The organism is Nocardioides sp. IC4_145, from assembly GCF_011250565.1.
Classification (GTDB): Bacteria; Actinomycetota; Actinomycetes; order Propionibacteriales; family Nocardioidaceae; genus Nocardioides.
In genome coordinates, this window is sequence record NZ_JAANMS010000001.1 from 201,096 (window position 1) to 226,763 (window position 25,668).

31 protein-coding genes are annotated in these 25,668 nt (G+C 73.8%); 20 read left to right on the forward strand and 11 right to left on the reverse strand.

The features are described from left to right. Position 1 precedes the first annotated feature (1 nt). The 5 genes from G6553_RS01035 to G6553_RS01055 all read left to right on the forward strand — a co-directional run bounded on the left by G6553_RS01035 (position 2) and on the right by G6553_RS01055 (position 3,896). Positions 2–520, forward strand: a complete 519-nt coding sequence (locus G6553_RS01035; protein ID WP_166188329.1) for an ASCH domain-containing protein — start codon at positions 2–4, stop codon at positions 518–520. Continuing rightward, entirely contained in the window at positions 517–1,149 is a 633-nt protein-coding gene (locus G6553_RS01040; RefSeq protein ID WP_347565432.1) for an acVLRF1 family peptidyl-tRNA hydrolase, read from the forward strand. The genes G6553_RS01035 and G6553_RS01040 overlap by 4 nt, the downstream gene beginning before the upstream one ends. Before the next feature lie 92 nt (positions 1,150–1,241). Next, the gene (locus tag G6553_RS01045; RefSeq protein WP_166188331.1) at positions 1,242–2,174 is read left to right on the forward strand and encodes an ATP-binding cassette domain-containing protein; all 933 of its coding nucleotides are present in this window, start codon (positions 1,242–1,244) and stop codon (positions 2,172–2,174) included. Further along, positions 2,171–2,926, forward strand: a complete 756-nt coding sequence (locus G6553_RS01050; RefSeq protein WP_166188333.1) for a hypothetical protein — start codon at positions 2,171–2,173, stop codon at positions 2,924–2,926. The genes G6553_RS01045 and G6553_RS01050 overlap by 4 nt, the downstream gene beginning before the upstream one ends. Positions 2,927–2,990: 64 nt before the next feature. Next, complete coding sequence (locus tag G6553_RS01055) at positions 2,991–3,896, forward strand: phosphotransferase (protein ID WP_166188335.1); 906 nt, start codon at positions 2,991–2,993, stop codon at positions 3,894–3,896. Positions 3,897–3,954: 58 nt separating this feature from the next. Here the strand turns inward: G6553_RS01055 and G6553_RS01060 are convergent, their stop codons facing one another. Then, a complete protein-coding gene (locus G6553_RS01060) occupies positions 3,955–4,917 on the reverse strand; it encodes a neutral zinc metallopeptidase (protein WP_166188337.1) in 963 nt (320 codons plus the stop codon). A gap of 67 nt (positions 4,918–4,984) precedes the next feature. Here G6553_RS01060 and abc-f point away from each other — a divergent pair, with 67 nt between their 5' ends. The 4 genes from abc-f to G6553_RS01080 all read left to right on the forward strand — a co-directional run bounded on the left by abc-f (position 4,985) and on the right by G6553_RS01080 (position 10,118). Next, positions 4,985–6,583, forward strand: a complete 1,599-nt coding sequence (gene abc-f / locus G6553_RS01065; protein ID WP_166188338.1) for a ribosomal protection-like ABC-F family protein — start codon at positions 4,985–4,987, stop codon at positions 6,581–6,583. Positions 6,584–6,656: 73 nt separating this feature from the next. After that, positions 6,657–7,460 (forward strand): enoyl-CoA hydratase/isomerase family protein, encoded by an 804-nt coding sequence (locus G6553_RS01070; protein ID WP_166188340.1) that lies wholly within the window; start codon positions 6,657–6,659, stop codon positions 7,458–7,460. A gap of 10 nt (positions 7,461–7,470) precedes the next feature. Then, complete coding sequence (locus G6553_RS01075) at positions 7,471–9,345, forward strand: ABC transporter ATP-binding protein (protein WP_166188342.1); 1,875 nt, start codon at positions 7,471–7,473, stop codon at positions 9,343–9,345. Positions 9,346–9,359: 14 nt separating this feature from the next. Next, positions 9,360–10,118 (forward strand): SDR family oxidoreductase, encoded by a 759-nt coding sequence (locus tag G6553_RS01080; protein WP_166188344.1) that lies wholly within the window; start codon positions 9,360–9,362, stop codon positions 10,116–10,118. Here the strand turns inward: G6553_RS01080 and G6553_RS01085 are convergent. Then, positions 10,004–10,936: an SURF1 family protein gene (locus G6553_RS01085; RefSeq protein WP_166188346.1), complete on the reverse strand. Its 933-nt coding sequence runs from the start codon at positions 10,934–10,936 to the stop codon at positions 10,004–10,006. The genes G6553_RS01080 and G6553_RS01085 overlap by 115 nt on opposite strands. A gap of 87 nt (positions 10,937–11,023) precedes the next feature. Between G6553_RS01085 and moaA the strand changes: the two genes are divergently transcribed. Beyond that, entirely contained in the window at positions 11,024–12,022 is a 999-nt protein-coding gene (gene moaA, locus G6553_RS01090; protein ID WP_166188348.1) for a GTP 3',8-cyclase MoaA, read from the forward strand. A 34-nt stretch (positions 12,023–12,056) separates the two neighbouring features. Here the strand turns inward: moaA and G6553_RS01095 are convergent, their stop codons facing one another. Next, entirely contained in the window at positions 12,057–12,263 is a 207-nt protein-coding gene (locus tag G6553_RS01095; protein WP_166188459.1) for an acetone carboxylase, read from the reverse strand. A gap of 10 nt (positions 12,264–12,273) precedes the next feature. Continuing rightward, on the reverse strand, positions 12,274–12,615 hold the full coding sequence (locus G6553_RS01100; protein WP_166188350.1) for a DUF3099 domain-containing protein: 342 nt from the start codon (positions 12,613–12,615) through the stop codon (positions 12,274–12,276). Between the two features lie 57 nt (positions 12,616–12,672). Between G6553_RS01100 and G6553_RS01105 the strand changes: the two genes are divergently transcribed. The 5 genes from G6553_RS01105 to G6553_RS01125 all read left to right on the forward strand — a co-directional run bounded on the left by G6553_RS01105 (position 12,673) and on the right by G6553_RS01125 (position 16,162). Continuing rightward, positions 12,673–12,885: a dodecin gene (locus G6553_RS01105; RefSeq protein ID WP_166188351.1), complete on the forward strand. Its 213-nt coding sequence runs from the start codon at positions 12,673–12,675 to the stop codon at positions 12,883–12,885. Positions 12,886–12,950: 65 nt separating this feature from the next. After that, positions 12,951–13,688 carry a beta-ketoacyl-ACP reductase gene (locus G6553_RS01110; protein WP_347565433.1) on the forward strand — a complete coding sequence of 246 codons (738 nt, stop codon included), beginning with the start codon at positions 12,951–12,953 and terminating at the stop codon, positions 13,686–13,688. A 1-nt stretch (position 13,689) separates the two neighbouring features. Further along, positions 13,690–14,496, forward strand: coding sequence for an enoyl-ACP reductase FabI (gene fabI, locus G6553_RS01115; RefSeq protein ID WP_166188355.1), 807 nt, complete (start codon positions 13,690–13,692; stop codon positions 14,494–14,496). Positions 14,497–14,527: 31 nt separating this feature from the next. Next, complete coding sequence (locus G6553_RS01120; protein ID WP_166188356.1) at positions 14,528–15,049, forward strand: histidine phosphatase family protein; 522 nt, start codon at positions 14,528–14,530, stop codon at positions 15,047–15,049. A 153-nt stretch (positions 15,050–15,202) separates the two neighbouring features. After that, positions 15,203–16,162, forward strand: a complete 960-nt coding sequence (locus G6553_RS01125; protein WP_207619176.1) for a type IV toxin-antitoxin system AbiEi family antitoxin domain-containing protein — start codon at positions 15,203–15,205, stop codon at positions 16,160–16,162. Positions 16,163–16,293: 131 nt separating this feature from the next. Here the strand turns inward: G6553_RS01125 and serB are convergent, their stop codons facing one another. Together serB and G6553_RS01135 are read right to left on the reverse strand one after the other, a co-directional pair. Beyond that, positions 16,294–17,502, reverse strand: a complete 1,209-nt coding sequence (gene serB, locus G6553_RS01130) for a phosphoserine phosphatase SerB (RefSeq protein ID WP_166188360.1) — start codon at positions 17,500–17,502, stop codon at positions 16,294–16,296. A 32-nt stretch (positions 17,503–17,534) separates the two neighbouring features. Next, positions 17,535–18,275, reverse strand: a complete 741-nt coding sequence (locus tag G6553_RS01135) for a hypothetical protein (RefSeq protein WP_166188362.1) — start codon at positions 18,273–18,275, stop codon at positions 17,535–17,537. Between the two features lie 61 nt (positions 18,276–18,336). On the opposite strand from G6553_RS01135, the gene G6553_RS01140 reads away from it, so the two are divergent. Genes G6553_RS01140 through G6553_RS01155 form a run of 4 tightly spaced genes read left to right on the forward strand, consistent with a single transcriptional unit; the run spans position 18,337 to position 21,574 of the window. Continuing rightward, the gene (locus G6553_RS01140; protein ID WP_166188363.1) at positions 18,337–19,146 is read left to right on the forward strand and encodes an ABC transporter ATP-binding protein; all 810 of its coding nucleotides are present in this window, start codon (positions 18,337–18,339) and stop codon (positions 19,144–19,146) included. A gap of 10 nt (positions 19,147–19,156) precedes the next feature. Next, positions 19,157–19,618, forward strand: a complete 462-nt coding sequence (locus G6553_RS01145) for an NfeD family protein (RefSeq protein WP_166188365.1) — start codon at positions 19,157–19,159, stop codon at positions 19,616–19,618. A gap of 9 nt (positions 19,619–19,627) precedes the next feature. Beyond that, complete coding sequence (locus tag G6553_RS01150) at positions 19,628–20,812, forward strand: SPFH domain-containing protein (protein ID WP_166188367.1); 1,185 nt, start codon at positions 19,628–19,630, stop codon at positions 20,810–20,812. Further along, positions 20,813–21,574, forward strand: coding sequence for a sulfite exporter TauE/SafE family protein (locus tag G6553_RS01155; protein WP_166188369.1), 762 nt, complete (start codon positions 20,813–20,815; stop codon positions 21,572–21,574). A gap of 48 nt (positions 21,575–21,622) precedes the next feature. On the opposite strand, the gene G6553_RS01160 is transcribed toward G6553_RS01155, so the two are convergent. Genes G6553_RS01160 through G6553_RS01170 form a run of 3 tightly spaced genes read right to left on the reverse strand, consistent with a single transcriptional unit; the run spans position 21,623 to position 23,733 of the window. Continuing rightward, positions 21,623–21,994, reverse strand: coding sequence for a DUF4267 domain-containing protein (locus G6553_RS01160; protein ID WP_166188370.1), 372 nt, complete (start codon positions 21,992–21,994; stop codon positions 21,623–21,625). A 48-nt stretch (positions 21,995–22,042) separates the two neighbouring features. Next, the gene (locus G6553_RS01165) at positions 22,043–22,990 is read right to left on the reverse strand and encodes an alpha/beta hydrolase (protein WP_166188372.1); all 948 of its coding nucleotides are present in this window, start codon (positions 22,988–22,990) and stop codon (positions 22,043–22,045) included. Continuing rightward, positions 22,987–23,733: a glycerophosphodiester phosphodiesterase gene (locus G6553_RS01170; protein WP_166188374.1), complete on the reverse strand. Its 747-nt coding sequence runs from the start codon at positions 23,731–23,733 to the stop codon at positions 22,987–22,989. The genes G6553_RS01165 and G6553_RS01170 overlap by 4 nt, the downstream gene beginning before the upstream one ends. A 50-nt stretch (positions 23,734–23,783) precedes the next feature. Here G6553_RS01170 and G6553_RS01175 point away from each other — a divergent pair, with 50 nt between their 5' ends. Continuing rightward, complete coding sequence (locus tag G6553_RS01175; protein ID WP_166188375.1) at positions 23,784–24,449, forward strand: nitroreductase family protein; 666 nt, start codon at positions 23,784–23,786, stop codon at positions 24,447–24,449. Positions 24,450–24,454: 5 nt separating this feature from the next. Here G6553_RS01175 and G6553_RS01180 read toward each other — a convergent pair whose 3' ends face one another. Together G6553_RS01180 and G6553_RS01185 are read right to left on the reverse strand one after the other, a co-directional pair. Beyond that, on the reverse strand, positions 24,455–24,943 hold the full coding sequence (locus G6553_RS01180; RefSeq protein ID WP_347565434.1) for a GNAT family N-acetyltransferase: 489 nt from the start codon (positions 24,941–24,943) through the stop codon (positions 24,455–24,457). Next, positions 24,940–25,662: a gamma-glutamyl-gamma-aminobutyrate hydrolase family protein gene (locus G6553_RS01185; RefSeq protein ID WP_166188377.1), complete on the reverse strand. Its 723-nt coding sequence runs from the start codon at positions 25,660–25,662 to the stop codon at positions 24,940–24,942. The genes G6553_RS01180 and G6553_RS01185 overlap by 4 nt, the downstream gene beginning before the upstream one ends. Positions 25,663–25,668 lie beyond the last annotated feature (6 nt).

A 25,668-nucleotide genomic window follows, 5' to 3' on the forward strand; every position in this document is an offset into this window, starting at 1 on the left:
CGTGAGCACCCAGCCGCCGGAGGTCTCGGCCGAGGTCGAGGCCTTCTGGGTCCTCGCGCGCCGGCAGGCGCGGCTGGAGCGGCTGCCCGGCTACTTCGGCCCGTCCGCGCTGGCCTCGCTGCCGCCCCCGGCGTGGTCCTTCGGAGCGACGCCAGAGCAGGCCGACGAGCTCGCCGACCTGGTGGCCGGCGGGGTCAAGACGGCGACGGCGAGCGCCGTGGACGACTACGCCGCGGAGGGCGTGCCGCTGCCCGAGCCGGGCACGCTCGGCATCGTCCTCGACGGCTCCGGCCGTCCGCGCGCGCTCGTGACGACCACCGAGGTCGCGGTCGTGCCCTTCGACCAGGTTCCGGCCGAGCACGCGCACGCCGAGGGCGAGGGCGACCGGTCGCTCGCCACCTGGCGCCAGCGGCACGAGTCGTTCTTCCGCGAGGTCGACCCGCACGGCCGCGGCTTCCGCCCCGACATGCCGGTCGTGCTCGAGCGGTTCCGCGTGCTGCACCCCAAGCCCGGACGGTGAGCACCTCCACCGTCGTGCCGGTGCCCGCCGAGCGGTGGGAACGGTGGGTGCTGAACTTCCAGGGCCGCCACGGCCCGACCGCGCTGGCGGTCGCCTCCGGTGCGCTGACCGGCAGCGCCGAGGACGGGTCGACCTTCGCGGCGTCCCTGCCCTTCGAAGAGGCGTACGCCGGCCTGCCGGACGCCGGCGCGTTCGCCGCTGCCGGAGGCGGGGTCGTGCCGGCCGACTGGGGCGTGCTGCTCGTGCGCAAGGGCGGCTTCGCGGTCGCCCGGCTCGCCGGCGCGACCGTCGTCGACTCCAAGGTCGGCCAGCGCCACGTCCAGGGGCGCACCAAGGCCGGCGGGCAGAGCCAGCAGCGGTTCGCCCGCCGCCGCGACAACCAGGCGCGGGCCGCCTACGAGGCCGCGGCCGGCCACGCCGCCCGCATCCTCGCGGGTCTCGCCGACCTCGACGGCCCGGTCGTCACCGGCGGGGACCGGCCGGCGGTCGAGGAGGTCCTGGGCGGGGCGCCGCTCGACCGGCTCCGCGTGGTCGGTCCCTGGCTCGCCGTACCCGATCCTCGCCGGGCGGTGCTCGACCAGGCGGTCCGCGACGCCTGCTCGCTGCAGGTCGCCGTCGTCAACGCCTGACCAACGGGCCCGCTGCCGAGACGGGCGACCTGCACAGGACCTGCACATCTCGTCCGCCTCTCCTGCGCGGCTCCGCACCTAGCGTCCTGGCCATGATCAGCGTGCGAGGGCTCACGAAGCAGTACGGCGGGGTGCGGGCCGTGGACGACCTCACCTTCGACGTGGAACCGGGCAAGGTCACCGGCTTCCTGGGGCCCAACGGGGCCGGGAAGTCGACGACCATGCGGATGGTCCTGGGCCTCGACCGGCCGACGGCCGGCACCGCGGAGGTCGCCGGCCGTCGGTACGCCGACCTGGCTGCTCCGCTGCGCGAGGTCGGTGCGCTGCTGGACGCCGGTGCGGTGCACCCGGGCCGCAGCGGCCGGGCGCACCTGCGGATCGCCGCCCGCAGCAACGGCATCACCGTGCGCCGGGTCGACGAGGTGCTCGCTCAGGTGGGCCTCGACCGGGTCGCCCGCCGGCGCACCAAGGGCTACTCGCTCGGGATGCGGCAACGGCTCGGCATCGCCGGCGCCCTGCTGGGCGACCCGCCCGTGCTCGTCTTCGACGAGCCGGTCAACGGCCTCGACCTCGACGGGGTGCGGTGGATCCGCGGCCTGCTGCGGGGGTTTGCCGACGAGGGACGCACGGTGCTGGTCTCGAGCCACCTGATGAGCGAGATGCAGCTGGTCGCGGACCGGGTGCTCGTCATCGGTCGCGGACGCCTGCTCGCGGACGCCGGCATCGAGGACGTGCTGCGCGGCCTCGGTCACCGCGTCCGGGTCCGCAGCCCGCGGGCCGAGCAGCTGCACGGCGTGCTCGCCGACCGCGCCGCGGTCGAGCGGGTCACCGCGGAGGAGCTGGAGGTCACCGGGCTCGCCGCGGCAGAGGTCGGCGACCTCGCGCACGCCGCCGGGGTGCCGGTCCACCGCCTGGCCGAGGCCGAGCAGTCGCTCGAGCAGGCGTACCTCGCGCTGACCGAGGGCAGCGTCGAGCACGCCGGACACGCGCCCGAGCGGCCGGCGGCGGCCGAGGTGGGCCGATGAGCGCCCTGGGGTGGGCCGCGGCCGCGGAGTGGAGCCGCATCTGGACCGTGCGGTCGAGCTGGCTGCTGGCCGGGGCGACGATGCTCGTGGTGCTCGGCATCGGCACCCTGGTGGGTCTGGACGCCTCTGGCAGTCCCTCCGACGTACCTGCGGACGCGAGCGCCTGGGACGGCGGCCGACCGACCGCCATGTTCGCGCTGTTCGGTGTCCTCGCGCTGGCGGTGGTGACCAGCACGGCCGACCACGGCCACGGCGGCATGGTCCCGACCCTGCAGTGGACGCCCCGGCGGACCGTTCTGCTCGCCGCCCGCGTCGGCGTCATCGTGCTGACCACGGCGGGGCTCGGGCTGTTGCTGGTCACCGGCGCCTGCCTCCTGGTGTGGGCGATCGTGCCCGAGGTCGGGCTGGGCGTCGACGGCGCTGCCGAGGTGGTCGGCGGGACCGGCTACCTCCTGGCCGTGGGCGCCGCGCTCGCCGTGGGGCTCGGCCTGGTGCTGCGCAGCACCGCCGGGGGCCTGGTCAGCGTGATCGCCCTGGTGCTCGTGCTGCCGATGCTGCTGGCCCAGCTGCCCTACGACTGGTCGCTCGACCTCGCCACCGTGATGCCGGGCTCGGGCGCCCTGTACCTCGTGTTCGGCGAGGGACCCAGCGACGACATGACGACCACGTCCGCCCGGCTCACCCTCGCCTCTTGGGCGGTCGGAGCCGTGGTGGCCGGCGGGTGGCGCCTGCTGCGGTCCGACGCCGGCTGACGCGGGGTGATGCGGTCAGCGCGCCTGCGTGACGTGGCGGCCCGCCGTGGCTAGCGTCCGAGCCATGTGGCAGCCCGAGCCGGGGTGGCTGGCGATGCCCGGCGGGAGCGGTACGTCCACCGTCGGGGTCTGGCGCACGGTCCTCGGCGACCAGCCGGTCGTGGTCAAGCGCCTCGCGCGCCCGGCTCCCGGCGACCCGGCCGAGCTCTCCGACCCGCACCACCCGGCGTACTGGCGACGCGCCGCGGACGTGCTCACGACCGGCATCGTCGTGGGGACGCCCGGCCTGCGCGCCGATCCGAAGGCCGCGGCCGAGGAGGACGAGGACGGGATCACGCTGACCCAGGCGTGGGTGGAGGACGCGGCGAACAGCGGGCTCTTCGTGGCCCGGTGCCTGGGGGCGTTCGCCGGGGCGACGTTCGACGGGCCGGCGCTGGCGCGCGGTCAGCTCAGGCACCGGATGACGCGGGTCGAGCGCAACGGCGGGTGGCGGACGCTCGCGCGCACGACCGTCGCCGACGTCGCCGACCACCTGTGGAGCCGACGGCTGGCGCTGCTCGGCGGGCTGGACGACCTGCCGCAGGTGCCGCAGCACGGGGACCCGACGCCCGCGAACCTCCCCGGCCGCGACGGCGACGACGTCCTCGCTCTCGACTGGGGCACGCTCGGCCACGGGCCGGTGGGCGCCGACCTCGGCTACTACGCGCTGCAGGCCCGCGAGGAGCTCGAGCCGCTGGTCGAGGCGTACCTCCTCGGCCTGCCGGACGGGCTGGCCACGCCCGACCAGGTGCTCCACGGCGCTCGCGTGACCGCCGTGCTCACCGCGCTCAACCGTGCGGAGTGGGCGCTCGCCCGCGTCGCCGGGGGAGAGGGGGCCCTCGCCGGGAAGTACCGACACCCCGCCGTCGCCCCGCACCTGCGCGCCCTCCAGCGCCAGGCCACCCACCTCGAGGCGCTGCTCCGCGGCTGAGTCGCCGCGGCCGGCTGGTGGAGGAGCGCGCGCTGGCGCGCGTCTCGAGACCCGCCGGTCAGAGCTGGCGCGCGGCGAAGGTGTCGCAGGCGTCGAGCGAGCCGGTGTCGTAGCCGGTACGGAACCACCGCACGCGCATCTCTGCCGACCCGTGGGTCCACGACTCCTCGCTGACCTGGCCGCGGGTCTTCTCCTGGATCCGGTCGTCGCCGACGGCCTCGGCGGCGGCGACGGCCTCCTCGACGTCGCGCTGGGTCAGCTCGCTGATGAGCACCTGGCCGTCGGCGTCCTCGGTGGAGGTGGCCGCGCGCGTCCACATGCCGGCGTAGCAGTCGGCCTGCAGCTCCAGGCGCACCGCGTCGCTGGTCGGGCCCTGCTGCGTACGCACTCGGCCCATCGTGCCGAGCAGGTTCTGGATGTGGTGGCCGTACTCGTGGGCGAGCACGTAGGGCTCGACGAACCCGCCGTCCGGTCCGCCGAGCTGGCGCTCGAGCACGGCGTCGAAGAAGGTCGAGTCGAGGTAGATCGAGGAGTCGGCCGGGCAGTAGAACGGGCCGACGTCGGAGCTCGCCCCGCCGCAGCCGGTCTGCGTCGACCCGGAGAACGTCGCGAGCTGCTCGACCGGCTGGAACCGGCCGCCGAGCTCGTCGGACCAGAAGTCGTGCAGCGAGTTCTCGACCGCCACCCGGGCGCAGTCGACGTCGTTGTTGGCGTCCTCGCCGGTCCGGCAGTTCTCGTAGCGGTCGCCGCCGGCGAACCGGCTGGTGTCGTACGACGCCGCGCCCAGGCCCGGCACGCCACCCCCACCGCCGTCGGTCATGCACTGCGTGAGCACCAGGAACAGCACGACGACGAGGACGCCACCGATGCCGCCACCGGCCCGCATGCCACCGGGGATCATCATCGGACCGCCACCGCGACCGCCGCCCAGCCCACCCCCGCGGCCGAGGCCGCCGCCACCGCCGCGCCCGCGGTCGCGGACCCGCCCGGTGTCCAGCCGCGCCTTGGGGTTGAACCGCATGGTGACTCCTCACACGTGCCTGGGGTTTCGTGCGTGGCCCGTACCCACAACTAGACTCGCTGTCCTCATGATCACCGCCACCCAGCTGGAAGTCCGAGCGGGCGCGCGACTGCTCATGGAGGACGTCAGCTTCCGCGTCGCCGCCGGCGACAAGATCGGTCTGGTCGGGCGCAACGGCGCCGGCAAGACGACGCTGACCAAGATCCTCGCCGGCGAGGGCCAGCCCGCGAGCGGGACGGTGACCACGACCAGCGAGGTCGGCTACCTCCCGCAGGACCCCCGCACGGGCGACCCGGAGGTGCTGGCCCGCGACCGCATCCTGTCCGCGCGCGGGCTCGACGCCGTCGTACGCCGTCTGCGTGACGCCGAGGCCGCGATGGGCAGCGACGACCCGGCCGTGCGCGACAAGGCGATGCGTCGCTACGAGCGGGCCGACGCGGAGCTGCACGCCGGTGGCGGGTACGCCGCGGAGTCGGAGGCCGCCGTCATCGCGCACAGCCTGGGCATCGAGGACCGCATCCTCGCCCAGCCGCTGAAGACGCTCTCGGGTGGGCAGCGGCGACGGGTCGAGCTGGCGCGCATCCTCTTCTCCGGCGCCGAGATCCTGATCCTCGACGAGCCGACCAACCACCTCGACGCCGACTCGATCGTGTGGCTGCGCGACTTCCTCAAGGCCCACCGCGGCGGGTTCATCGTGATCAGCCACGACAACGGGCTGCTGGAGGAGACCGTCAACAAGGTCCTCCACCTCGACGCCAACCGCGGCGAGATCGACGTCTACAACATGGGCTGGAAGGACTACCTGGTCCAGCGCGAGAACGACGAGCGGCGCCGCAAGCGGGAGCGCGCCAACGCCGAGTCCAAGGCCAAGACGCTGACCGACCAGGCCAACCGGATGCGCGCGAAGGCCAGCAAGGCCTCGGCCGCGCAGTCGATGCTCAAGCGCGCCGAGAAGATGATGGCCGGCCTCGAGGGGGAGCGGCAGGCCGACAAGGTCGCGCGGATCGCCTTCCCCAAGCCGGCCGCCTGCGGCAAGACGCCGCTCACCGCGGCCGGGCTGTCGAAGTCCTACGGCTCGCTGGAGGTCTTCACCGACGTCGACCTCGCGATCGACAAGGGCTCCCGCGTCGTCATCCTGGGCCTCAACGGCGCCGGCAAGACCACGATGCTGCGCATCCTGGCCGGCGTCGACCGGGCGGACACCGGCGAGGTCGTGCCGGGGCACGGGCTGAAGGTGGGCTACTACGCCCAGGAGCACGAGACGCTCGACACCGACCGGACCGTGCTGGAGAACATGCAGTCCGCCGCGCCGCAGCTCACCGACACCGAGGCGCGCTCGGTGCTGGGCTCGTTCCTCTTCTCCGGCGAGGACGCCCACAAGCCGGCCAAGGTGCTCTCCGGCGGCGAGAAGACCCGGCTCGCGCTGGCCTCGCTCGTTGTCTCCAGCGCCAACGTGCTGCTGCTCGACGAGCCCACCAACAACCTCGACCCGGCCTCGCGCGAGGAGGTGCTCGCGGCGATCCGCTCCTACGAGGGCGCGATCGTGCTGGTCACCCACGACGAGGGCGCCGTCCGCGCTCTCGAGCCCGACCGCGTGCTGCTGCTCCCCGATGGCGACGAGGACCTCTGGAACGAGGGGTACGCCGACCTGGTCTCGCTGGCCTGAGGGCTCGTCCCGCCCCGCGCGGCCCTGCTGGCCGGAACGGACGGTGTCGGTGGGCGGACCTAGGCTCGCCGGCATGACCACCCCCACCCCGGAGACCTTGGCCGCCGCCGGCCTGCAGCTCGGCCTGACCGGACCGGTCGCGACGATCACCCTCGACCGGCCGGACGTGCGGAACGCCCAGACCCCGGCGATGTGGCGCGCGCTGGCCGACCTCGGGGCCGGGCTGCCCGGCGACGTACGCGTCGTGGTGGTGCGGGGCAACGGCCCGGCGTTCTCCGCCGGCCTCGACCGTCGGCTGCTCGACCCGTCCTCGGTCGGTGGCGAGGAGGAGTCGGTGGCGGGGCTGGTCGCGCTGTCCGACGAGGAGCTCTCGGCGACGATCGACGCCTACCAGCGCGGGTTCACCTTCCTGCGCGAGCCGCGGTTCGTCTCGATCGCGGCGGTGCACGGGTACGCCATCGGCGCGGGCTTCCAGCTGGCGCTCGCGTGCGACCTGCGGGTGCTGTCGACCGACGCCCAGCTGTCGATGAAAGAGGCCGCGCTCGGGCTGGTGCCCGACCTGACGGGAACAAAGCCGCTGGTCGACAGCGTTGGGTACGCCAGGGCACTCGAGATCTGCGCGACCGCGCGGATGGTCGGTGCCGACGAGGCCGTGCGGATCGGCCTGGCGCTGGCCGCCGTGCCGACCGAGCAGCTGGACTCGACGGTCGCCGACCTGGTCCAGGCCCTGGTCGCGCCCCTCCCGGGCGCGGTCACCGAGATCAAGACGCTCCTCCGGGGAGCGGACCAGCGGGACCTCGAGACGCAGCGGCGGCTCGAGCGCGAGGCGCAGGTGCGCCGGTTCCGCGAGATGGCGTCCCTCGCGGGAGGCCGGTGAAGGAGCAGCCATGTCGGGGATGTACGGCGCGGGCGCCGCGTGGCGCCACCTGAGGTCGGACCGGAGCGTGGTCGACAACCGGATCAGCCGGGAGACGCTCGGTCGGGTGCTGGGCTTCGCCCGGCCCCACCGCGGCATCATCACCGCCTTCCTGGTGCTCACCGTCGTCGACGCGGCCATGGTCGTCGTCACGCCGCTGCTGGTGCAGCGGGTCGTCGACGACGGGATCCTCGAGGGCGACGGACGTCTGGTCACGATCATCGCGCTGGGGATGGCGGGCGTGGCGGTGCTCAACGCGGTGCTCGCCGTGCTCGGTGGCTGGTTGTCGTCCCGGATCGGTGAGGGACTCATCTACGACCTCCGCACCCAGGTGTTCGGGCACGTCCAGCGCCAGTCGCTGGCGTTCTTCACCCGCACCCAGACCGGCGCCCTGGTCTCCCGGCTCAACAACGACGTCATCGGCGCCCAGCGGGCGTTCACCTCGACCCTGTCGAGCACGGTGTCGAACTCGATCGCCGTGGTCGTCGTCGGCATCGCGATGTTCGCCCTGAGCTGGCAGGTCACCCTGCTGTGCCTGGCGATGTTCCCGATCCTCTTCGGCGTCTCCCGCTTCGTCAGCGCACGGCTCGCCGGCCTGACCCGGCGGCAGATGGACGGCAACGCCGACCTCGGCAACGTGATGACCGAGCGCTTCAACGTCGGCGGCGCGATGCTGCTCAAGCTCTTCGGCCGCCGCGGCGAGGAGGACGCGCTCTTCGCCTCGAAGGCCGCGAACGTCCGCGACCTCGGTGTCCGGATCTCCCTGATCACCCGGATCTTCGGCGCCTCCATGATGCTCGTGCCCGCGCTGGCGACCGCCCTGGTGTACGGCGTCGGTGGCCACCTGGTCATCGACGGCACGCTCACCGTCGGCACGCTGCTGGCGCTCGCGACCCTGCTGCTGCGGCTGCTCGGCCCGCTGCAGGGTCTCTCGAACGTCCGCATCGACGTGATGACCGCGCTGGTCAGCTTCGAGCGCGTCTTCGAGGTGCTCGACCTGCCGTCGTTGGTCCGCGAGAAGCCCGGTGCGGTGGCGCTCCCGCCGACCGCGTCCAAGCTGGAGTTCGACCACGTCTCGTTCACCTACCCGCGCGCCGACGACGTGTCGTTGGCCTCGCTGGAGACGGTGGCGCGGCCCGAGGCGCGCGACACCGCTGAGGTGCTCCACGACCTCACCTTCTCCGCCGACGCCGGCCAGATGATCGCGCTGGTGGGGCCGTCGGGCGCGGGCAAGACGACCGTCACCCACCTGGTCGCCCGGTTGTACGACGTCGACCGGGGCGCGGTGCGCGTCGGCGGCCACGACGTGCGAGACGTGACGCTGCAGTCCCTGGAGGACGCCGTCGGGTACGTCACCCAGGACGCCCACATGTTCCACGACACGATCCGCGCCAACCTCGGCTACGCCCGACCCGGTGCCACCGAGGACCAGATGTGGGAGGCGCTCGAGGCCGCCCAGGTGGCCGGCCTGGTCCGAGCGCTGCCCGACGGGCTCGACACCGTGGTCGGTGACCGCGGCTACCGGCTGTCCGGCGGCGAGCGCCAGCGCCTGGCGATCGCCCGCCTGCTGCTCAAGGCGCCGTCGATCGTCGTGCTCGACGAGGCCACGGCACACCTCGACTCCGGGTCCGAGGCCGCTGTGCAGTGCGCGCTCGACGCCGCCCTCGCCGGTCGCACGTCGTTGGTGATCGCCCACCGCCTCTCGACGGTCCGCGACGCCGACCTCATCCTCGTGCTCGAGGACGGGCGGATCGTCCAGTCCGGCACGCACGCCCAGCTGCTGGCCCAGGGCGGGCTCTACGCCGAGCTGCACCGGACGCAGTTCTTCGAGGACGTCCCGGCGTAGGGCAGGCTGGCCGCGTGGACCTCTCGCTGACTGATCGTGTGTACGTCGTCACGGGCGGCGCCCGCGGGCTCGGCCGGGCCACGGCGGACGTCCTCGTGGCCGAGGGGGCGCGGGTCGTGCTCTCGGGCCGCTCCGAGGACGCGCTCGCCAACGCCCGCTCTGAGCTGGGGGCCGACCGCGTGGCCACCGTCGTCGCCGACAACGCCGACCCGGCCACGCCCGGCCGGCTGCTCGAGGCCGCGACCGGTTCGTTCGGCCGGGTCGACGGCGCGCTGGTGAGCGTCGGCGGGCCGCCGAAGGGGCCGGTTATCGGGACGACCGACGAGCAGTGGTCGACCGCCTTCGACTCGGTCTTCCTCGGCGCGGTGCGGATCTGCCGCACGGTCGCCGCCGCGCTGCCCGCGGGTGGCTCCATCGCGCTGGTGCTGTCCTCCAGCGTCCGGTCGCCCCTGGCCGACATGGCGATCTCCAACGGGCTCCGCCCCGGCCTGGCCATGGTCGCGAAGACGCTGGCCGACGAGGTCGGGCCACGCGGCGTACGCGTCAACGGGCTGTTGCCCGGACGCCTGGCCACCGACCGGCTGACCGAGCTCGACGCGCTCGCCGACGACCCCGACGAGGCGCGGGCCGAGGCGGAGGCCGCGATCCCGCTGCGTCGTTACGGGCGGCCGGAGGAGTTCGGCCGGGCGGCGGCGTTCCTGCTGTCGCCCGCCGCGTCGTTCGTCTCCGGCGTGATGCTGCCGGTCGACGGCGGGGCGCTGCGCACGCTTTGACGCTCGCGCGGGGGCCGGGGCGGACGCTTGCCGGTCCGCGGGTCGGCCTTCGGCCGCGGCGGGCGCTTGCCACGCGGGCCGCGCTCGCCAGGGGCGCCCCTCTTGAGCTCGTCGTAGGCCAGGTAGAGGAAACCGAAGATGGCCAGCACGCCGAAGAACCACCACTGGAGGCCGTAGAAGAAGTGCGGCCCGTTGTCCTGCTCGGGCAGGGCGCGCGGCGTCAGCGCCTCCGCGGGCTCGGGGTCCTCCGAGCGCAGGTCGACGAAGCCGCCGTACGTCGGCCGGTCGATCGCCTCGCCGATCTCGGTGCTCGAGACCGCCCGGGTGCTGCCGTCGACCACCTTCGTGCTGTCGCCGGTGCCGTCGGCGCGGACGTAACCGGTGATCGTGACCTCGCCCGACGGCGGCTCGGGCACGCCCGAGGCGTCCCCGCCGCGGTTGTCGGTGGCCAGCCAGCCGCGGTCGACGACGAGCGCCGTGCCGTCGTCGGTGACCAGCGGGACCACGACCTCGATGCCCGACTGGCCCTCGCGGGTGCGGTAGCGGACGATGACGGTGTCCTCGACCGCGTACTCGCCCGTGGCCGTGACCACGCGCCACTCCTGGTCGTCGGGGACCTCGCCCCCGGGTGAGAGGACGTCCTCGACCGGCGCGGGCTCGAGGTTCTCGTTGCGCTCGACGACCCGGTTGGACTCCTGGCGGTCGTCGAGACGGTCGAACTGCCAGTTCCCGAGCCACCAGGTCGCCCACGCGACGACGACGATGGCCACGGCGAAGAGGGCCCACCGTCGACTCATCAGGAACCGGAAGCGACGCACCCCTCGAGGCTATCCGGGCGGTGCCGCCGGGCCACGGCGGGTGCGCGTGATCCTCGACTCCCGGGGTGCGCCACCTAGACTGCTGGAGTGACGACGAGACCCCTGGAGGACCGGTACGGCCGGGTGGCCACGGACCTGCGCGTCTCGCTGACCGACCGGTGCAACCTGCGGTGCAACTACTGCATGCCGGCGGAGGGTCTCGACTGGCTGCCCGACGACTCGGTGCTCACCGACGACGAGGTCGTCCGGCTGATCGGGATCGGTGTGGAGCACCTCGGGATCCGCGAGGTCCGGTTCACCGGCGGCGAGCCGCTGGTACGCCGTGGCCTGGTCGGCATCGTCGAGCGCACCCGCGCCCTCGGCCCTGACCTCGAGCTGTCGATCACCACCAACGCCCTCGGCCTGGCGCGGACCGCCGACAAGCTCGCGGCGGCCGGCCTCGACCGTGTCAACGTCAGTCTCGACACCGTCCGCGCGGACACGTTCCACACGATCACCCGTCGCGATCGCTTCCACGACGTGGTCGCCGGCCTCGAGGCGGCCCAGGCCGCCGGGCTCGGACCGGTGAAGGTCAACGCCGTGCTGCTGCGCGGCACCAACGACGACCAGGCCGGCGAGCTGCTGGCCTGGTGCCTCGAGCGCGGCTACGAGCTGCGGTTCATCGAGCAGATGCCGCTGGACGCCCAGCACGGCTGGTCGCGGACCGGCATGGTCACCGCCGAGGAGATCTTCGAGCGCCTGGCGCGCGACTTCGTGCTGACCCCGGCGGTCGAGCCGCGGGGGAGCGCCCCGGCGGAGCTGTTCCTCGTCGACGGCGGCCCCGGCACGGTCGGTGTCATCGCGTCGGTGACCCGGCCGTTCTGCGGCGACTGCGACCGGGTGCGGCTCACGGCCGACGGGCAGGTGCGCAACTGCCTGTTCGCCCGCGAGGAGTCCGACCTGCGGGCGGCGCTGCGCGCCGGCGCCCCCGACTCCGAGATCGCGGACCGCTGGGTCGTCGCCATGCGCGGCAAGCGCGCCGGCCACGGCATCGACGACCCCGCGTTCCTGCAGCCCGACCGCCCGATGTCGGCCATCGGCGGCTGACGCCGGCTGTTGCTCCCGGCGGGTGCTCCGGGCGCTACTCCGGGTGCGTGCTGCCGTCGTGCGGCACGACGTCCTTGAGGAAGCCGCGCGCGCCGAGGAAGTCCGACAACGACCCGCGGTGGTCGTCGCAGGCGAGCCACACCTTGCGGCGCTCCGGCGTGTGCAGCTTCGGGTTGTTCCACTGCAGCTGCCACGCGGCCGGGGCCTGGCAGCCCTTGGCCGAGCAGGTGTCGGGGTCCATCACGCGAGGATCATCGCGCGGGGCGGCCCACCTCGGGCTCGCGGGGGGCGGCGCCGAGCTGCGGCGCGGCGTACGCCGCGTCCTGGAGCGCGAACCCCTCCTTGCGCGTGGCCTGCACGTTCGCCAGCACCACCGCGACGTACGGCAGCACGATCGCCCCGGCGATGAGGAACGGCCACACCCACTGCCAACCGGCGAGGGCGGTCACGACGGCCCCGACGAAGCAGATCGACCGGATGCTCATCGACAGCAGGTAACGCTTCTGCCGAGCGGCGATGTCGGCGTTGCGGCTGGCCGCCGCCGTGGTGATGCGCACCGCGTCGTCGCGGTCCCTGCGCTGGTCGCGGGCCATGTCCTCCAGCGTACGTCGCTAGGCTGCGCTTCCCACGCGTCCAACGGAAGGCTTCCTATGACGAACCGCACGTACCGCGTCACCGAGATCGTCGGCACCTCGCCCGAGGGCATCGACGAGGCCATCCGCAACGGCGTCGAGCGCGCCGCGCGCACCCTGCGGCACCTCGACTGGTTCGAGGTCACCCAGGTCCGCGGCCAGGTCAAGGACGGAACGGTCGAGCACTTCCAGGTCGGCCTCAAGGTCGGCTTCCGCCTCGAGGACGACTGAGGTCGAGCGGGGGCGCCGACCGCGCCATTCGGCGTACCTGGCGGTAATCACTAGCGTCCTTGGACGTGAGTGAGACAGACCCCGGGGAGGGGCTCCCGACCGGCCGTTCGGTGCTGGTCACCGGCGGCAACCGAGGCATCGGCCGCGCCATCGCCGAGGCGTTCCTCGCCCAGGGCGACCGGGTCGCGGTGACCACGCGGAGCGGCGGGGCGCCCGAGGGTGCGCTCGACGTCCGCTGCGACGTGACGGACCCGGCGGCGGTCGACGCGGCGTTCGCCGAGGTCGAGGCGGCGCACGGCCCGGTCGAGGTGCTGGTCGCGAACGCCGGCATCACCCAGGACACGCTGCTGCTGCGGATGAGCGAGGACGACTGGTCCTCGGTCATCGACACCAACCTCACCGGCTCCTACCGCCTCGCCAAGCGGGCGGCGAAGGGCATGCTGCGGCTGCGGCGCGGCCGGATCATCCTCATCTCCTCGGTGGTGGGCCTGCTCGGCTCCGCGGGCCAGGCCAACTACGCCGCGTCGAAGGCGGGCCTCGTCGGCATGGCCCGGTCGTTGGCGCGGGAGCTGGGATCGCGCTCGATCACCACGAACGTCGTCGCGCCCGGCTTCGTCGAGACCGACATGACCGGCGTGCTCACCGACGAGCAGCGCGACACGATCAAGGCGCAGGTGCCGCTGGGGCGCTACGCCGTGCCGGCCGAGGTCGCCTCCGCGGTGACCTGGCTGGCCTCCGACGACGCGGGCTACGTCACCGGGGCCGTGATCCCCGTCGACGGCGGCCTCGGGATGGGGCACTGACATGACCGACTCCACTGCAGCCACCGGCACCGGCATCCTCGCCGGCAAGCGCATCCTCGTGGCGGGGGTGACGATGGACTCCTCCATCGGCTTCGCCACCGCGAAGGTCGCCCAGGAGCAGGGCGCGACCGTGCTCATCTCGAACTTCGGGCGAGCGCTGGGCATCACCCGGCGCATCGCCAAGCGGCTGCCGGTCGAGCCGCCGGTGCTCGAGCTCGACGTCACCGACCCCGAGCACCTCGAGCGGCTGCCCGACCTGGTCCGCGAGCACCTCGGCCCCGACGCCGGGCTGGACGGGGTCGTCCACTCGATCGCGTACGGCAACCCCGAGACCCTGCTGGGCGGTCGCTTCCTGGACGGTCCGTGGGAGGACGTCGCGCAGGCGGTCCAGGTGTCGGCGTACTCCCTGAAGTCGCTGGCGCTGGCATGCAAGCCGCTGATGGGGCGCGGCGGGTCGATCGTCGGGCTGACCTTCGACGCGACGGTCGCGTGGCCGGCGTACGACTGGATGGGTGTGGCGAAGGCCGGGCTCGAGTCGACCTCGCGCTACCTGGCCCGCGACCTCGGCCCGGACGGCATCCGCTGCAACCTCGTCTCCGCGGGGCCGTTGCGGACGCTCGCCGCCAAGGCGATCCCCGGGTTCAGCGACCTCGAGGACATGTGGGGCACCCGCGCGCCGCTCGGCTGGGACAACACCGACCAGGAGCCGACCGCGCGGGCGGTGTGCGCGCTGCTGTCGGACTTCTTCCCGGCCACGACGGGTGAGATCGTCCACGTCGACGGCGGCTTCCACGCCATGGGCGCCTGAGCCCACCGCGGACCTGACACACTTCGGCACCGTGAGCGCAGACGAGGGCACCCGGACGCTGGTGATCGTGCGGCACGCGGAGGCCTTGGCGGACGGACCGAGCGACGCCGAGCGCCGGCTCTCCGAGCGGGGACACGCCGACGCGTCCGCCGTCGGCGCCTGGCTCGCCTCGCGGGGGATCTCGCCCGACCACGCGCTGGTCTCCGCCGCCGTCCGCACGCTCCAGACCTGGGAGGACCTCGCCGACGCCGCCGGCTGGGACCTCGAGCCGGACGTCGACGAGAGCCTGTACGCCGCCGGCCCCGAGACCGCCCTCGACCTCCTGCGCATCGTCCCCGACGACGTCCGCACGCTCGTCGTCGTCGGCCACAACCCCACCGTGGCCTCCCTCGCCCAGCTCCTCGACGACGGCGAGGGCGACCTCGACGCCGGCAACCGCCTCGCCCTGGGCTACCCGCCCTCCGCCACCACCGTCCTCTCCTACGACGGCGACTGGGAGCACCTCGCCGACGCCTCTGCCTCCGTCGTCGCGTTCTTCGTGGCTGGGCGGTAGGTGAGGTGCGCGTACCACCTATAGGTGGTACGCGCACCCTTCTGGGGCGATACATCGACCCAGAAGCGGGTGCATAGCCCCAGAAGCAGGCACGTTGTCCACAGGCCAGCCAGGCCCGGTGTCCGAGGGGCAGTGGCCGGGCATCCGCGTCGCATGATGATCCCCAAGACGACCAGACCCGCCGACGACCCGCGGAACGGTCCCGTCGTGCTGCGGCGTGACCTGCTTGCGAACGGCTACACGAGCAACTCCATCCAGCGGTTGCTGTCGCGCGGGGACCTCGTCCGCGTGCGGCCCGGCGCCTACGTGAGCCCCGATGTCTGGCGAGCGCTCGACGAGGTGGGCCGCTTCGGCCTGCGCGGGCGGGCGGTGCAGGGTCAGGCCAAGACGACGATGGCGTTGTCCCACCTTTCTGCGCTCGCCGAGCTGGGAGCGCCGCTGTGGGGCTTTGACCTCAGTGACGTGCACGTGACCCGCACCGACGGCTTGTGGGGACGGCACGAAGCAGGCGTCCACTCACACGTCGGCCGGATCTGCCCTGCGGATCTCGCGACGGTGAACGGCGTGCTCGTGACCAACCCCGCTCGTGCTGCGCTCGAGGCTTGCGCGGTCGGCCCCTCAGAGGCGGCCTTCTGTGTCCTGAACGACCTCCTGCACCGAGGCATGGTCACCGAGACGGACCTTCGTTCCCAGCTGGTGGAGATGGAGTCGTGGCCGGGGACGGTGGCGGGCGAGGTCCTGCTCCGCCTGGCGGACGCACGGATCGAGTCGGTCGGTGAGAGTCGTACCTTCTGGCTGCTCTACCAGCAGCACGTGCCGAAGCCGGTGCTGCAGCACGAGGTCAAGGACAGCACCGGCCGGGTCGTCGGTCGTCTCGACTTCGCGTGGCCCGAGCTGGGCGTGTGGTTGGAGTTCGACGGTCGGGAGAAGTACGAGAAGCATCGCCGGCCCGGCGAGAGCGTGGCCGACGCCGTGGTACGCGAGAAGAACCGCGAGGACCTCGTCCGTCGGATCACCGGCTGGCGTTGCGTCCGGATCACGTGGGCGGACCTCCGGGACCCGGCGCGGGTCGCAGCGATCATCTGCTTGGCGCTGTTTCCCGCACGGGTCTGACCCTCGAGCGGAGGTTGAGGTCGTCAAGCGCGAACTTCAGGGCCTTTGCCACCCCTTCTGGGGCAATGCATCGGCCCGGAAGGGGTCGCGTACCACCTATTGGTGGTACGCGCGCCCCACTGGACGAGCCCTCAGACCGGCGGGGCGGGGGTGACGATGCCGGCGGCGGCGTCGGCGGCCTCGATCTCCTCGCGGGAGATGCCGAGGAGGTAGAGGATGGCGTCGAGGTAGGGGACGTTGACGGAGGTGTCGGCGGCGTCGCGGACGAGGGGCTTGGCGTTGTAGGCGATGCCGAGGCCGGCGGCGTTGAGCATGTCGAGGTCGTTGGCGCCGTCGCCGATCGCGATGACGGCGTCGAGGGGGACGCCGATGTCGGCGGCGAACTCGCGCAGGGCGCGGGCCTTGCCGGCCCGGTCGACGACCTCGCCGACGACGCGGCCGGTGAGGTGGCCGTCGACGACCTCGAGCTCGTTGGCGCGGGCGTAGTGGATGCCGAGGTCGGCGGCGAGCCGGTCGGTGACCTGGGAGAAGCCGCCAGAGACGATCGCGAACCGGTAGCCGAGCCGCTTGAGCGTGCGGACCATGGTGCGGGCGCCGGGGGCGAGCTGGAGGTTGTCGTACACCGAGTCCAGCGCGGACGACGGCACGCCCTCCAGCAGCGCGACGCGGGCGCGCAGCGACTCCTCGAAGTCGACCTCGCCGCGCATCGCGCGCTCGGTGACGGCGGCGACCTCGGCCTCGCAGCCGGCGTGGGCGGCGAGCATCTCGATGACCTCGCCCTGGACCAGCGTGGAGTCGACGTCCATGACGATGAGCCGCATGCCGCGCCGCAGCAGGTTGGCGGGCTGCACGGCGATGTCGATCCCGCGCTCGGAGGCCTCGGTGGCCAGCACGGTGCGCAGCGCCTCGGGGGAGGCGCCGGAGACGTGCAGCTCGATCGCGGTGACGGGGTAGCGCGCCATCCGCTCGATCCGGTCGATGTTCGCGCCGCTCTCGGCGATCCGCCCGGCGACGACGGCCATGTCGGTGGCGCGCAGGGGGGTGCCGAGCACGGTGACGTGCGCACGCCCGCCGGCGCGGGCGCGGTTGTCGCCGGTGCCGCGCTCGACCTCGACGCTCATGCCGAGCTCGGTGGCGGTCGAGGTGACGGCGTCGCGCAACTGCTCCCAGTCGCGCGGCACGGTCACGAGGACGCCGAGGATCAGTCGCCGCCGCAGCACGATCTGCTCGATGTCGACGACCTCGACACCGGTGCGGGCGAGCGTGGCGAAGATCGCCGAGGTGACGCCCGGGCGGTCCTTGCCGGTGAGCGTGATGAGCAGGGTCTCCGGGGTCTCCATCGCGGGCGAGGCTATCGCCCGTGGGCCGGGGCTCAGGCGGGCGGCCAGACCTCGGGCGAGCAGGCGGCCACGAGTGCCCGCCGGCCGGCCCGCGCGAGCGGCACCAGCGCGTCGCGCCGCGCGGTCATCTCGTACGCCGTGACGGCGCCGCCGTCGTCGGCGAGCGCCAGGTCGGCGATCCCGAGCGCCTGGAGCCCGCGGGCGGCGAGGTCCACGCACCGGTCCGGCACGCCGGGCGGAGCCGCCAGGGCGGGTCGGTGCCGCAGGTTCATCAGCTGGTCGGCGACCTCGGGGTTCCACCGGGCGACGTCGAGCTCGGCCAGGAGCCCGGCCGACTCGAGCAGCGCCGCGCGCAGCCCGCGGTCGGCCTCACCGACGTCGGGCAGCTGCCGCCGGGCGGCGGGGTGGAGCACCCAGGCGACGGCCGCGCCGGTCCGCTGGGGCACCAGCCCCAGGTCGGCGCCGGCCACGACGACGGCCGAGCCCGCCTCGAGGGCGGCGGCGTTGAACGGCGCCGGCCCGCCGAGCCCGACCGGGTCGCCCTCGGCCGGGAACGCCGCGCCGAAGGCCGTCGCGCCCTCCGCCCGCAGCCGCGCCAGCCCGCCGACCAGCGTGTCGGTGCCCTGGAACGGGTCGGCGACGGTGTGCGTCGCGTCGCCGCCGATGACCGCGTCGACGAGCAGGTCGGTCACCACGGCACCCCGCAGCCAGGCGGTGCCCCACCAGGCCAACCGGGCGGCGGCCGGGAGCGTCTCGGTGTGGTCGTCGGGCACGGCCCGAGACTGTACGACGGGGCGCCGCGGGAGCGGCAGCGCACTCGCTAGGGTGAGGGCCATGGCCGCAGTCCTCGAGTTCGCCGACGTGACCGTCCGCCGGGGCCAGGCCACCCTGCTCGACGAGGTCTCCTGGACCGTCGAGGAGGACGAGCGCTGGGTGGTCCTCGGCCCCAACGGCGCCGGCAAGACCACGCTCCTCCAGGTCGCCGCGGCCCAGCTGCACCCGACCTCGGGCGTCGCGGGGATCCTCGAGGAGGTCCTCGGCACGGTCGACGTCTTCGAGCTCCGCCCGCGCATCGGCCTGACCAGCGCGGCGCTCGCCGACCGCCTCCCGCGGCACGAGAAGGTCCACGACGTCGTCGTGTCCGCGTCGTACGGCGTGGTCGGGCGCTGGCGCGAGGACTACGACGACCTGGACCACGAGCGGGCGCGCGACCTGCTCGCGGAGGTGCGGGCCGACCACCTGGTCGACCGCACCTTCGGCACCCTCAGCGAGGGGGAGCGCAAGCGCGTGCAGATCGCTCGCGCGTTGATGACCGACCCCGAGCTGCTGCTGCTCGACGAGCCGGCGGCCGGCCTCGACCTCGGCGGGCGCGAGGACCTCGTCTCCACGCTGAGCGTGCTCGCGATGGACCCCGACTCGCCTGCCACGGTGCTGGTCTCCCACCACGTCGAGGAGATCCCGCCGGGCTTCAGCCACGCGCTGCTGCTGCGCGAGGGCGCGGTCGTGGCGGCCGGGCTGCTGGACCACGTGCTGACCGAGGAGAACCTCGCCGCGACGTTCGGCATGCCGCTGGTGCTCACCCAGGAGGACGGCCGCTGGGCCGCCCGGCGGCGTACCCGCGCCCGCTCGGACCCTTACCGATAGGGTCGGGGACATGGACTGGCTCGGAGACAACGCCTGGGCGGTGTGGCTCGGACTCGGGTTCACCCTGGGGGTCGCCGAGCTGTTCAGCCTCGACCTGATCCTGCTGATGCTGGCCGTCGGCGCGCTCGCCGGCATGGTCGCCGGGCTGCTCTCGGCGCCCCTGGTGGTGCAGATCCTCGTGGCTGCGGCGACGTCGGTCGCGATGCTCGCGCTGGTGCGCCCCTCGGTGGTCAAGCGCCTGCACAGCGGGCCGGACCTCGAGATGAGCCACCACAAGCTCGTCGGCCAGCAGGGCGTCGCCGCCAAGCCGATCAGCACGCTCGAGCCCGGCATCGTCCGGGTCTCCGGCGAGGACTGGACAGCCCGCCCGTACGACGAGCACGTCACGATCGCGGAAGGAGAGGCCGTCGAGGTCCTCCAGATCCGCGGCGCCACCGCCTACGTCCACCCCGTCCCTCGCCTCGAGAGCTGAGGAGCTCCCATGCCCGTCGTCCTCGTCCTGCTGGCGCTGCTGCTGGTCTTCGTGATCACCGTGCTCGCCAAGACGGTGCGGATCGTGCCCCAGGCGCGCGCCGGCATCGTCGAGCGGTTCGGCAAGTACAAGCAGACGCTGCCCGCCGGCCTCAACATCGTGGTGCCGTTCATCGACAAGGTGCGCTACCTGATCGACCTGCGCGAGCAGGTCGTCAGCTTCCCGCCGTCGTCGGTGATCACCGAGGACAACCTGACCGTCGAGATCGACACGGTCATCTACTTCCAGGTGATCGACCCCGTGGCAGCGACCTACGAGATCGCCAACTACATCCAGGCCGTCGAGCAGATCACCATGACCACGCTGCGCAACATCGTCGGTGGCATGGACCTCGAGCAGACCCTGACCAGCCGCGAGACGATCAACTCCGGCCTGCGCGGCGTGCTCGACGAGGCCACCGGCAAGTGGGGCATCCGCGTCGGCCGGGTCGAGATCAAGAGCATCGACCCGCCGCCGTCCATCAAGGACACGATGGAGAAGCAGATGCGCGCCGACCGCGACAAGCGCGCCGCGATCCTCACCGCGGAGGGCCAGCGCCAGTCGGCGATCCTCACCGCGGAGGGCCAGAAGCAGTCCGCGATCCTCCAGGCCGAGGGCCAGCGCGAGTCGCAGATCCTGCGCGCGCAGGCCGACCGCGAGGCCGCGATCCTGCGGGCCCAGGGTGAGGGCCAGGCGATCCAGACGGTCTTCCAGGCGATCCACGACGGCCAGCCCGACCAGTCGCTGCTGGCCTACCAGTACCTCCAGATGATGCCGAAGATCGCCGAGGGCGACGCCAACAAGGTCTGGATCATCCCGAGCGAGTTCAACGAGGCGCTCAAGGGCCTCGGCTCGACGATGAGCCAGCTGCAGGGCATCCCGCAGGAGGTCGACGGCCCGAGGACCCGCGTCGACATGGGGCCGGCCGAGCCGCAGCTCCCGCGCGGCGCCAACCGCGACGACGGCGAGCTCAGCGAGGCCAACGAGGCCGTGCAGGCGGCCATCCGCGAGGCCGCGACGGCCGCCGAGCCGCGCTCGCGCTCGGGCTCGGCAGGTACGCCGGGCACGCAGGCCCAGGGCACCGACCCGTCCATCGACTCCGTCGACGTACCCCCGGAGCCGCCGGCACCCCCGGCAGCGCCTCCGGTCTCCTAGGTGCTGCTGGAGTCGGCGGCGATCCTGCTGGCGGGGGTCGCCGCCGGCACCATCAACACCGTCGTCGGTTCGGGCACGCTCATCACGTTCCCGACCCTGCTCGCCTTCGGCGTGCCGCCGGTGACCGCCAACGTCTCGAACAACATCGGCCTGGTGCCCGGCTCGATCTCCGGCGCGATCGGCTACCGCCGCGAGCTCGCGGGCCAGCGCGCCCGCGTGCTGCGCCTGGTCTCCGGCTCGCTGCTCGGCGGCCTGGTCGGCGCCGTGATGCTGCTGGTGCTGCCGGAGGGCGCGTTCGAGACGATCGTGCCGGCGCTCATCGGCCTCGGGATCGTGCTGGTCGCGGCCCAGCCGCGGATCTCGCGCGCCGTGGCCCGGCGGCGGGAGGCGCGGCCGGTCGAGGGGACCCGTCCCGACCCGTGGTGGATCTGGCCCGCGACCGCGCTGACCGGTGTGTACGGCGGCTACTTCGGCGCCGCCCAGGGCGTGCTGCTGATGGGCGTGCTCGGCATCGGTGTCGAGGAGTCGCTGCAGCGGCTGAACGCGGTGAAGAACATCCTCGCCGCGGCGGTCAACGGCGTGGCCGGCCTGTTGTTCGTCGTGGTGGCCGACGTCGACTGGCGGATCGTCGCCCTCATCGCGGTGGGCTCGGTCATCGGCGGCCAGATCGGCGCCACCGTCGGTCGGCGGCTGCCCCCGGCGGTGCTGCGGGCGGTCATCGTCGTGGTCGGGCTGGTCGCGCTGGTGTCGTTCGCGCTCTGAGACGAGCACCAGCGCGACCGCAGCCGCGGGTCAGCGCAGGAGGGGGCGTCAGTCGGTGACGGTCTTCCCCGTGCGCAGGCCGAGGAGGCCGGCGACGACCGCGCCCGAGGCCACGGCGGTCATGCCCTGGCCGGCCTTGACCGGCGCCGAGCCGTCCTTGACAGCGAGGTAGCCGGTGGCCGCGTCGGCCGCGTCCACGAGGATGCCGAGCAGCACCAGCGTGCGCCGCGCCTTGCCGGTGGCGAGCAGCGTGGCCGCGCCGAGGGCGATCTCCCGGGTGCCGAACAGGCGGGTCACGTAGGGCACCTGCGGGTTGCTCCGCGGGTCCAGCATCATCTGCTGCGCGGCCATGGTCGGGTTGGCGAGCGAGGCGACGCCGATGGCGATGCGGCCCAGGGAGAGTCCGGTCACGGGGTTCATGCCGCCGGACACTAGCGGGACGGTGGGCCGCCGCGTGGAGGGGTCCGGTCAGCCGACCCAGGCGTCGTGCCACCGCCCGATCGCGTCGTACGCCGCGGCGCGCGGCGCGGGCAGGGACAGCACGACGTCGTGCCGGGCGTCGGGCACGGCGACGTACGTGACGTGCGGGCCGACGGCGGGGGACCACCGGCGGATCTGGGGCACCTCGAGCACGATGTCGTGGCGGTGCACGTCGTCGCCCATGGCGCTCGGCTGCGCGCTGGCGCCCGACGACAGCACGAGCACCGGGCAGGGCACCGCGAGGCCGGCGTGGAGCCGGGCGTGCCCGCGGCGGACGGCGCGCAGCCAGCCGGCGTGCACGGTGAACGACTCGAGCGGCTTCCACGCCAGGTCGAAGTCCCACTCGCCCTCGTGGTCGCGGTGCAGGCTGCGGGCGTAGAAGCCGCTGACCGAGCGCGGTAGCACCCGCTTCGGGGTGCGGCGGCCGACCTGCTCGACGACGACCGTGCCGAGGGTGCGGAGCAGGACGCTGCCCTGCATGTCGAACCAGGGGGAGTTGAGCACCATCCCGGCCAGCTCGTCCGGCTTGCGCGCGTCGGCCCACAGCGACGTGGTGAGCCCGCCGGTGGAGTGCCCGGTCAGCACCACGTGGTCGTGGCTGTCGCGGCCGGTGACGAGCGCCCACGCGGCGTCGAGCTCCGCGGCGTACTCCGACAGGTCCGCGACGTAGTTGGGGGTCTGGTGCGGGCGGATCGAGCGGCCGTACTTGCGCAGGTCGAGGGCGTAGAAGTCGTAGCCGCGCCCGGTCCACCACTCGGCGTACCCGGTCTGGAAGAAGTAGTCGGCGAAGCCGTGCACGTGCAGGACCGCCCGCCGCGTCGGCGTCGCCGCCCGCCGCTGGACCAGCGTCGCGACGACGGGGCCCTCGTCGTCGTCGGGCAGGACGATCTCCTCGGCCAGGTAGGGCTCGCCGAGGACGTCGGGGGTCGTGCTCATGCCCGGATTCTGCCGGTACGCCGTCCGCGGATCGCGAGGGCCTCCTGCGGACGGTTGGTGGTCACTAGCCAGGCGCGGCCGGGCCGCAGCCAGTGGCGCAGCGAGCCGGGGGTGTCGATCGTCCACACCAGCAGCGGCATCCGGCGCCGGCGGGCGAAGCCGGCCAGGCCGGCGCGGGCGAGCCAGTGGTGCGCGACGACGAGGTTGGCCCGCGACTGGCGGTAGCGCAGGTGCGGCCACACCTCGGACGCGCGCACGCGCAGCTGCCGCCAGACCGGGAAGCCGGTGACCTTGCGGCCCAGCGAGAGACCGACGAGCAGGTCGGGGAGGCCGTTCGCCTCGGCCCAGTCGCGGACCTCGCGCACCGACTCGTCGTCGAGCGTGGTCACGATGAGGTTGTCGCCGCCCAGCCGCTCCACGGCCCGGGCGGTCGCCTCGGCGCAGCTGCCGACGAACTTCAGGTCCAGGTGGGCGCGGCGGCGGCCGGCGAGGGCGTCCAGCACCTCGTCGTACGTCATCAGGTCCGGCACCGCGGCTCGCAGCTCGTCGACCGTCATCGAGCCGAGGGCGACCTCCTCGCCGGCGACCTCGACGACCGAGTCGTGGAAGACCACGAGCGTGCCGTCGCCGCACCGCTCGACGTCGAACTCCACGAAGTCGACGTCGAGCGCGAGGGCCTGGTCGACGGCTGCGCGGGTGAGGCAGCGGTGGGCGCTGAGCTGGACGGGCGCGGGTCGCGTCACGGGCACCATCCTCGGGTGCCCCGGCGGGCGGCGCGTGAGACGGTGGCGTGATGGATCTCTCCGAGGCGATGCGCACGACGGCCGCCGTGCGGGAGTTCACCGACGACCCGCTGCCCGACGAGGTGCTGCACCGCATCCTCGACGACGCCCGGTTCGCGCCGAGCGGGGGGAACCGCCAGGGCACCCGGGTGGTGGTGGTCCGCGACCGGGCGACCCGGCAGCGGCTGGCCGGGCTGAACGAGCCGGCGGTGCGGCGGTACGTCGCGCAGTCGAAGGCGGGGGAGAGCCCCTGGAACCCGGTGCACCCGCCCGGGCCCACGCCCGAGGAGATCGCGGCGACCCGGGTGCCGGCGTCGTTCACCGAGCCGGTGCTGCGCGCGCCGGTCGTGCTGGTCTTCGTCGTCGACCTCGCAGTCGTCGCCGCGATGGACCAGGACCTCGACCGGGTCGGCATCGTCGGCGGCGCGTCGGTCTACCCCCTCGTGTGGAACGTGCTGCTCGCCGCCCGCGCCGAGGGCTACGGCGGCACGATCACGACCATGGCCACCGCGATGGAGCCGGAGGTCAGGGCGCTGCTCGGCGTGCCGGAGACGTACGCCGTCGCCGCGGTCGTCCCCCTCGGCCGGCCGGTCAAGCAGCTGACCCGCTTGAAGCGGCTGCCCGTCGAGGAGCTGGCCGTCCGCGAGCGGTTCGACGGCGAGCCGTTCGGCCGCTAGGACCGTCACCCGGCGCCGAGCCCGCGGGTCAGGAAGACGCTGTGCGGGTCGAGTGCGTAGTCGCCGAACGGCGGGCACTCCTCGAAGCCGCGCGAGCGGTAGAGGGTGCGGGCCGGCGCGAAGTACGGCTCGGTGCCGGTCTCCAGGCTGATCCGCTCGTGCCCGGCCGCCTCGGCCTCGGCCAGGACGCGGTCGAGCAGGCCGGCGCCGACCCCGCGCCGGCGGGCCGCGGTGGCGGTGCGCATCGACTTCAGCTCGACGTGGCCCGCGCCGAGATCCTGGAGCGCGACGCAGCCGAGTACTGCGCCCTCGTCCGACCGCGCGGTCCAGAACGCCGTGCCCGGAACGGCCAGCGCGGCCGGGTCCAGCGCGTGCACGCTCTCGGCCGGGCTGGTCGCGTGCATGTCGCGCAGGTGCTCCTCCAGCAGAGCGACGACCTCGGGTCGCAGGGGCGAGTCCGGCGCCACGGTCCAGGCCGCGAGCACGTCGCTCACCGGGCGGTCCGCTCCACGGCGTACGCGGCGGCGGCGCGCACCAGCCCGGCGAGCAGGCCGACGTCGGCGGCGGTCTCGGGGTGCCACTGGACCGCGACGCAGAACCGGTCGCCGGGCACCTCCATCGCCTCCAGCGTCCCGTCCTCCGCGCTGGCGGCGGCGACCCAGCCGGGGTGGGTGGCCACCGACTGGTGGTGGTGGCAGCTGACCTCGAGCGTCTCGCCCACGAGGCCGGCGACCAGCGTGCCCGGCACCGTGCGGACCGGCACGTGGCCGAAGACGTCGCCGCCGGGGGAGTGCTCCTCGTGCCCGACCAGGTCGGGCGTGTGCTGGTCGAGTGATCCACCTGCGTGGACGGCCATGAGCTGCATCCCGCGGCACACGCCGAGCACCGGCAGGCCGGCCGCCGCGGCGGCGTCGAGCAGCGCGAGCTCCCACGCGTCCCGGTCCGGGCGCCAGCCGGCCGTGCGCGGGTGCGGCTCGGCGTCGTACTGCGCCGGGTCGACGTCCGCGCCGCCGGCGACGACGAGGCCGTCGAGGCGGCGCACCACGGCGTCGGCCGCGCCGACCTGCGCGACCGGCGGCAGCAGCACCGGCACGCCGCCGGTGGCCTCGACGGCCTCGGCGTACTGGGTCGGCAGCAGGTCGGCGCGCTGGTCCCACACGCCCCAGCGCGCCGGCTCGCGATAGGTCGACAGCCCGATGACCGGTGCGCTCACCCGACG